Source organism: Shewanella decolorationis S12 (genome assembly GCF_000485795.1).
Lineage (GTDB): Bacteria > Pseudomonadota > Gammaproteobacteria > Enterobacterales > Shewanellaceae > Shewanella > Shewanella decolorationis.
This window is the reverse complement of sequence record NZ_AXZL01000061.1, coordinates 127,619-134,665: the sequence shown is the minus strand read 5'-3', so window position 1 is coordinate 134,665 and position 7,047 is coordinate 127,619. Positions and strand designations below refer to the sequence as shown.

The 7,047-nt window shown below is 47.4% G+C and carries 6 protein-coding genes; all 6 read right to left on the bottom strand.

Annotated elements, in window-relative coordinates; all coding sequences use genetic code 11:
* Window positions 1-133 precede the first annotated feature (133 nt).
* The 6 genes from SHD_RS08985 to trmD all read right to left on the bottom strand — a co-directional run bounded on the left by SHD_RS08985 (window position 134) and on the right by trmD (window position 7,032).
* On the bottom strand, window positions 134-1,276 hold the full coding sequence (locus SHD_RS08985) for an FAD-binding oxidoreductase (protein ID WP_023266810.1): 1,143 nt from the start codon (window positions 1,274-1,276) through the stop codon (window positions 134-136).
* A gap of 50 nt (window positions 1,277-1,326) precedes the next feature.
* Window positions 1,327-2,991, bottom strand: coding sequence for a hydroxylamine reductase (gene hcp / locus SHD_RS08980; RefSeq protein ID WP_023266809.1), 1,665 nt, complete (start codon window positions 2,989-2,991; stop codon window positions 1,327-1,329).
* A 216-nt stretch (window positions 2,992-3,207) separates the two neighbouring features.
* Window positions 3,208-4,347 (bottom strand): bifunctional chorismate mutase/prephenate dehydrogenase, encoded by a 1,140-nt coding sequence (gene tyrA, locus SHD_RS08975; RefSeq protein WP_023266808.1) that lies wholly within the window; start codon window positions 4,345-4,347, stop codon window positions 3,208-3,210.
* 62 nt (window positions 4,348-4,409) lie between these two features.
* Complete coding sequence (locus SHD_RS08970) at window positions 4,410-5,501, bottom strand: 3-deoxy-7-phosphoheptulonate synthase (RefSeq protein WP_023266807.1); 1,092 nt, start codon at window positions 5,499-5,501, stop codon at window positions 4,410-4,412.
* A 396-nt stretch (window positions 5,502-5,897) separates the two neighbouring features.
* On the bottom strand, window positions 5,898-6,251 hold the full coding sequence (rplS, locus tag SHD_RS08965) for a 50S ribosomal protein L19 (protein ID WP_006080791.1): 354 nt from the start codon (window positions 6,249-6,251) through the stop codon (window positions 5,898-5,900).
* Between the two features lie 34 nt (window positions 6,252-6,285).
* Window positions 6,286-7,032: a tRNA (guanosine(37)-N1)-methyltransferase TrmD gene (trmD, locus tag SHD_RS08960; RefSeq protein WP_023266806.1), complete on the bottom strand. Its 747-nt coding sequence runs from the start codon at window positions 7,030-7,032 to the stop codon at window positions 6,286-6,288.
* Between the last annotated feature and the right edge of the window lie 15 nt (window positions 7,033-7,047).

Sequence of the window (7,047 nt, the reverse complement as noted above, 5' to 3'; positions counted from 1 at the left end):
CAGCATTTGGCTGGCTTTTCTGCCGCGTTATCGTCCGTTTATGTAGAATAACTACACTGCACGGACTTTGCCTTGCATAAAAGCCAGCCAAATTGCTGCAAAAATAACCCTGAAACGTCAACACGCCCTAATGTCAGGTCAAAGATAGCGTCACATCTGACTTGAGTTTAGTCGAGCAAGCTAACACATATCCGGCTTCGATTTCGGTAGGCGTTAAGGTCATACTGCTTGTGGACTCAGTCTCCCCTTCGAGCACTCGGCATTTGCACGCGCCGCATACGCCTGAACGGCAAGCCGCAATTATCGGCAAGCCTTCGGCTTCAATCCCCTCGAGTAAAGTTTGCTCGGCCGTTAAAGCCCGCTTTTTATCGCCAATGGATAACATAAAGCTGTTACTGCCACTCACAGGAGCTTCAGCCTGCATTTCGGCTTGTTTTACGCGGGATTGCGCCTCTTTCACCGCTGTGGCAAAACTCTCGTGATACAACTGAGTCATATCGAAGTTAAGCTCAGCTAGAATCGTTTTGACCGCCTGCATATAAGGCTCTGGGCCGCACAAAAACACGGTTCGCTCGGCAAAATCGGGGACTAAATCTCGTAGATTATCGGCACTTAAACGGCCGACATCATGCAATACCGCCTCGGGATGCCAAGCCGTGTCAGCGGTGACATCCTCAATAATGTAGCGCAGCTTAAAATCTCGATGGCGCGTAGCCATGGTCTCTAATGAGGTTTTAAAAATAATATCGGCCTGGGTGCGAGCGCTGTGCACAAAGGCAATGTCGGCATTTATTTGGCTATCAGTTAAATAACGCGACATCGAATACATGGGCGTGATCCCACAGCCTGCACTCAAAAATAGGTATTTTTTTGCAGGAATATCAAACAGATTAAACTGCCCCGTCGGCGGCAGGACTCGTACCGTTTGCCCCGGTTGTAAATGATCAATCAAGTAATTCGACACCAGTCCGCCATCGACTCGCTTAATGGTTAACATTAAGGAATAGGGTCTCGAAGGGGTTGAGGACAAGGTATAACTGCGGCAAGCCTGCTCACCGTTGATCTCTAGCACTAAGGTCATAAATTGCCCAGGCTTATAATCAAACTTCATCGGCTCACCGGCTTGAAAACGAAAACTCACCACATCGGCGGTTTCGTTCCAGCGCTCCACACACACTAACTGGCTAAAGCCCACAACACTTGCAGGCGCAGAAGATAAAACGGAACTTGGCATGATATTTTGCATAGTACTGATATTCATCGTCTTTGTATCCATAACACTGCGGCTTTAGCGCAAAGCCGCAGTGACTCCATACATCAATCAGCCTAGGCCACGTTCAGCATGGTCTTCAGATCGGCTTCAACTGTGGTGGTGTTACGCAGACCAAATTTTTCTTCCAAAATTTTGGCGAGATTGGCCGTTAAAAACGCTGGCGGCGTTGGGCCGGTGCGGATGTTTTTCACCCCGAGTGACAACAGTGTCAGCAGCACGACAATGGCTTTTTGCTCAAACCATGAAAGCACGAGATTCAAAGGTAATTCATTGATATCGCATTCAAAGATTTGTGATAACGCGATAGCCAACTGGATAGCCGAATAGGCATCGTTACATTGGCCAATATCGAGTAAGCGCGGAATACCATTGATATCACCAAATTCCAGCTTGTTGAATTTGTACTTACCACAACCTAAGGTCAGGATGACGGAATCCTTTGGCGCCGATTTCGCTAAATCGGTGAAATAACTCCGCTCCGACTTATCACCATCACAACCACCAACTAAGAAGAAGTGTTTGATAGAACCGTTTTTCACGTTTTCCACCACCGTCGGTGCTGCGGCCATTAAGGCATTACGGGCAAAACCGATGGTGATATTGTGAGGGATTTCATCGTATTGGAAGCCATCGAGTGCGAGCGCCTTGTCGATCACAACTGAAAAATCGTCCCCAATTACATGGGTCACACCAGGCCAACCCACGATACTACGAGTAAAGATACGGTCGCTGTATTGGCCCACATTCGGGTCAATAATGCAGTTTGAGGTCATCACTACGGCACCAGGGAAATTAGCGAATTCTTTTTGCTGGTTCTGCCAGGCACTGCCGTAGTTACCCACTAAATGGGCATATTTTTTAAAGGCGGGATACGCCAGCGCGGGCAGCATTTCGCCATGGGTATAAACATTGATGCCTTTGCCTGCCGTTTGCTCGAGGATAAGCTCTAAGTCCTTCATATCATGGCCAGAAACCAGAATCGCTTTGCCTTTAACGGCTTTAGTGTTGACGACAGTCGGTTCAGGATGACCAAAGGCTTCGGTCTCGCCCGCATCGAGCATGGCCATGATGCGGTAATTCAGTTGACCAATATCCATGGCCGTGGTGAACAGTTTGTCAGCATCGACACTCGGCTCACCGAGAAACGCCATAATCTCATGGAAACGACCAGCAATTTCAGCATCGGTTTTACCTAAAACACGGGCGTGTTCCATGTAAGCCGCAGCCCCTTTAAGGCCATATAAGCACAGTAGTCTCAGCCCAAGGATATCTTCATGAACCTCATTTTTATCTTTATTGAGTAAGGCGACAGGCGCTTGCGACAACATTTCAGGCTTGCTGGTGCCCAATACAAATTGTGCCACAGACGGGAGCGATTCAGCCTGTTTACCCGCGGCTTCACACGCCGCTTCATAGGCATTTTTTAAACTTTCACGGTACTCAGCCGCCTGCTTAGCATAGGCGATGATGCGTTCATCATCGAAGTTGACGTTGGTTAAGGTCGAGAAAAAAGCTTTAGGAACAAAGGTATCCACCTCAGGGTTAATGACGCCCAGTTCACGCGCCTTAGTCGCATACACTGAAACACCCTGCAGCATATAGATTAACAAGTCTTGCAGATCTGAGGTCGCGGCCAATTTGCCACACATGCCTTGGGCATAGCTACAACCATTGCCAGCTGGGGTACGAATAGTTTGCTCACACTGAATACAAAACATGGATAGACTCCTAATTTAAATTCATGCTTTATTTTTGCATGTTTAAAATTAGTCTACCGAAAGCGAAAATAAGCGACAGTGTTTTCTTTCTTTGTATGTCAATTCTTAGAGGGAGATCACCTTAAGCAATTACTAATTAATACAATTGAACCAGCACAAAAAGCATAAAAAAATGCCCATCAAAGATGGGCATTTTTATGGGTAACTTATTCATTATCAGTTTGTTTTCATATCATTTACCGATTGCAGCATCATGCGACTTTCACGCTGAAACTGAGGTGCAAAATCACCAAACCATTTTGCCACCGTTTGGAACTGGCTGATAAACGCGTCCCTATCGCCCCGTTTTAACAACTCTAATGCTTCGCGATAGTTATCCAAATAATCACCAATCGCATGTTGGCTATCCTGCTGGGCAAAAATAATATCGGCATAGAGTTCTGGGCTTTGGGCAAACAAACGCCCGACCATGGCGAGTTCTAAGCGATAGATAGGTGAGCTAAATTGCAGCAGGGTTTCGATATCCGCCTCTTCTTTGCAAAGATTCAAGCCATACACAAAGGTCGAGAAGTGGCGCATCGCCTGTACCAGCTGCATCGCATTGTCGTGACGTTCAGGTTCTGCTTCGACAATCCGTGCGCCCCAAATTTCAATTTGCTCGAGTAACCATTGGTATTTATCGGCTTCACGCCCATGGCACACCACAACCACCTGTTTAGCCAAACTGCCGACATCGGGGCCAAACATGGGATGAAACCCGACAACGGGCCCCTTATGAGCGGCCAACATGGCATTCATAGGCTCAGTCTTGATCGAGGTTAAGTCGGCTAAGATACATTCCTGCGGTAATTGGGTCAGTTTTTCACGGATAATATCGCAGGTGATCGCGATAGGCACAGTCACCAATACTAATCCGGCGTCGGCAAATAAGGTTTCCGCTTGCTGCCAGTCGTCTTTATCCAGCACTTTGACCTGGTAACCCGAGAGCGACAGCATTTGTTGAAACAGCCCACCAAGTTGGCCCTTACCACCGACAATCACCACCGAGCCGAGATCGTTTTTCACTTGCTTAAAGCCGACATCCTTCTCGTTGAGATAGGACTCACGCATCAAGCGGCGCAAAATATCTTCAATTAGTTGCGGCGCAATACCCATGGTTTTGGCTTCTTCGCGGCGTTTTGCCAACATTGCCGCTTCACGTTGCGGCGCATAAATTGGCAGGCCTGCGGCGTGTTTAACCGTGCCCACCTGCGCGACTAAATCTAAGCGTTTACGCAGTAAATGCAGCAATTGCTGGTCGACGCCGTCGATAAGGCCGCGAAGGTGTTCTAATTCAGTTGTGGTTTTTTCGTTCATCTTATCAGTCCACTACACACCTAAAATAAGGTGTTTAAACATTCGGCTCTTAAGATTAACTCTTAAGCATTGGCCACTTTGAGCATATCGAAACGCGTTGCTAATATCGAAGATAACTTCGATGCGCCCGCACGTAAAACGCTTTCGGTTTTTTCCCAATTAATACAGGAGTCTGTCACAGAAACCCCATAGGCCAATTCGCTCAATGGTTTATCACAACTTTGATTACCTTCGTTTAAATGGCTCTCTAACATCACGCCAATTATGGACTTATTGCCGTTGTAGATTTGGTCAAATACATCCTCACACACGGGGACTTGCCTGGTGTAATCCTTAGAGGAATTACCATGGCTACAATCGATAATAAGACGAGCATTGAGTTTGGCCTTATGAAGCTGCGCCTCACATTCGGCTACACTGGCCGCATCGTAGTTTGGCGTTGCGCCACCGCGGAGGATCACATGCCCATCTGGATTTCCCGCGGTTTGCAATAACGCCACTTGGCCCTGTTGGTTAATCCCCATAAATCTGTGGCTACTGGCCGCCGATTTCAGCGCGTTAATGGCTACATCAAGCTTACCGTCTGTGCCATTTTTAAAGCCAACGGGCATAGATAAACCCGACGCCATTTCCCTGTGGGTTTGCGACTCAGTCGTACGGGCACCAATGGCTGACCAAGTCACTAATTCTGAGATGTACTGCGGACTGATAGGATCGAGCGCTTCGGTTGCCACAGGCAGTTCGAGTTCGGCCAACCAAATCATCAGCTCACGGGCCATCTTTAAGCCCTTCTCGACATCGAAGGATTCGTCCATATCAGGGTCGTTAATCATCCCCTTCCACCCCACTGTGGTACGTGGCTTCTCAAAGTACACTCGCATTAAGATGTAAAACTCATCGCTGAGTTCATCGTGTAACTTTTTAAGCTTTAAGGCGTATTCCTTGGCGGCATCGATATCATGGATAGAACAAGGTCCGGTGACGATAAGCACGCGGTTATCGCGCTTATGGACAATATCCGCCACGGTTTTGCGTGCATTGAGGATATAACGATACGCGTGCTCAGAGAGTGGCAGAGCCGCTTTTAGCTCCTGCGGTGTAATAAGAACTTTCTCTGAACTGATGTGTACGTTATTGATCGTATCCTGTTGCATGCTTACCACCTAAAACTGAAGTCATATCCCCATGTGATCAGGAGTCTGGATCTCAAACCGCTGCGGGGAAGAATAAATAGCCGAAGCCACCATGTAATATCGTAATGATACACCATTACAGCGAGCGACCAATATGCCTATTAATTGGCATAAGATCAAGGAAGAATTTAACAAATTCAGCATTTATACCCATCACATTAACTATCTGTTCATTCAGCGGGAGTTAAACGCGCTTTAGACAAGGCGAAGACTTGAAGGCATAGTGGTAGTGGTTGTCTGTAGAAAGCCTTAAACGCACTCGAAATGGCTAAAAAGATAAACTTTAGGCAACAAAAAACCGCCACGAGGGCGGTTTTCTGTGCGAACACTACGTCTTGTTTTCTGTAGCGGGTACTATTACTTAGTAGCCAGCTTTTCACGGATACGTGCAGATTTACCTGAACGATCACGTAAGTAGTACAGTTTGGCGCGACGAACGCGGCCACGACGCTTAACTTCAATGCTAGCGATCAGAGGGCTGTGCGTTTGGAATGCACGCTCAACACCTTCGCCATTAGAGATTTTACGTACTGTGAATGCAGAGTGCAGACCACGGTTACGTTTAGCAATTACAACGCCTTCGAAAGCCTGTAAACGCTCTTTATCACCTTCTTTAACACGAACCTGAACTACTACTGTATCACCAGCACCAAACGCAGGTACGTCTTGTTTCATTTGCTCATCGTTGAGCATTTTAATGATGTTGTTCATAACTTACTCCGTTCTAGAATTAACTGAGCTACGACTAAGCATTCTTGTCCATTGCTTCAACGAACTGCGCTAAAAGAGTCGATTGTTCGTCAGTCAGAGCTAGATTTTCAAATAATTCTGGTCGTCTTAGAAAAGTCCTACCAAGGCTTTGCTGCAAACGCCAGAGTCTAATTTGTTCGTGGTTGCCACTTAGCAGTACTGCGGGTACATCGAGTCCATCTAAGCTTTCAGGGCGCGTGTAATGAGGACAGTCCAGTAAACCGTCGGAGAAAGAATCTTGCTCCGCCGAAGCTTGTTTTCCTAGCACGCCAGGAACCAATCTCGATACTGCATCTATCAAGGTCATTGCAGGTAATTCGCCGCCCGAAAGCACGTAATCCCCAACCGACCATTCTTCATCCACTTCCGTTTGAATGATGCGTTCATCAATACCTTCGTACCGACCACACACCAGAATCAACCGGGATGATTTGGCCAACTCAGTAACGCCTTGCTGATCCAGCTTGCGTCCTTGAGGTGACAAGTAAATCACCTTTGCCTCTTCGCCTGCCGCCGCTTTCGCAGCATGGATGGCATCGCGTAAGGGTTGCACCATCATCAACATACCAGGACCACCGCCGTAAGGCCTGTCATCTACCGTACTATGTCTATCATGGGTGAAATCGCGAGGATTCCACGTGTGCAACTCAAGCAGACCGTTCTTCACGGCACGACCCGTAACCCCAAAGTCTGTTACGGCACGAAACATTTCTGGGAACAGGGTTATTACCCCTAACCACATATGTTGTACCTCGAC

Bases quoted from the DNA above. Each gene is read 5' to 3' on its own strand.
- tyrA (WP_023266808.1), bottom strand. From the start codon at position 4,347: ATGAACGAAAAAACCACAACTGAATTAGAACACCTTCGCGGCCTTATC.
- SHD_RS08985 (WP_023266810.1), bottom strand. From the start codon at position 1,276: ATGGATACAAAGACGATGAATATCAGTACTATGCAAAATATCATGCCA.
- hcp (WP_023266809.1), bottom strand. From the start codon at position 2,991: ATGTTTTGTATTCAGTGTGAGCAAACTATTCGTACCCCAGCTGGCAAT.
- rplS (WP_006080791.1), bottom strand. From the start codon at position 6,251: ATGAACAACATCATTAAAATGCTCAACGATGAGCAAATGAAACAAGAC.
- trmD (WP_023266806.1), bottom strand. From the start codon at position 7,032: ATGTGGTTAGGGGTAATAACCCTGTTCCCAGAAATGTTTCGTGCCGTA.
- SHD_RS08970 (WP_023266807.1), bottom strand. From the start codon at position 5,501: ATGCAACAGGATACGATCAATAACGTACACATCAGTTCAGAGAAAGTT.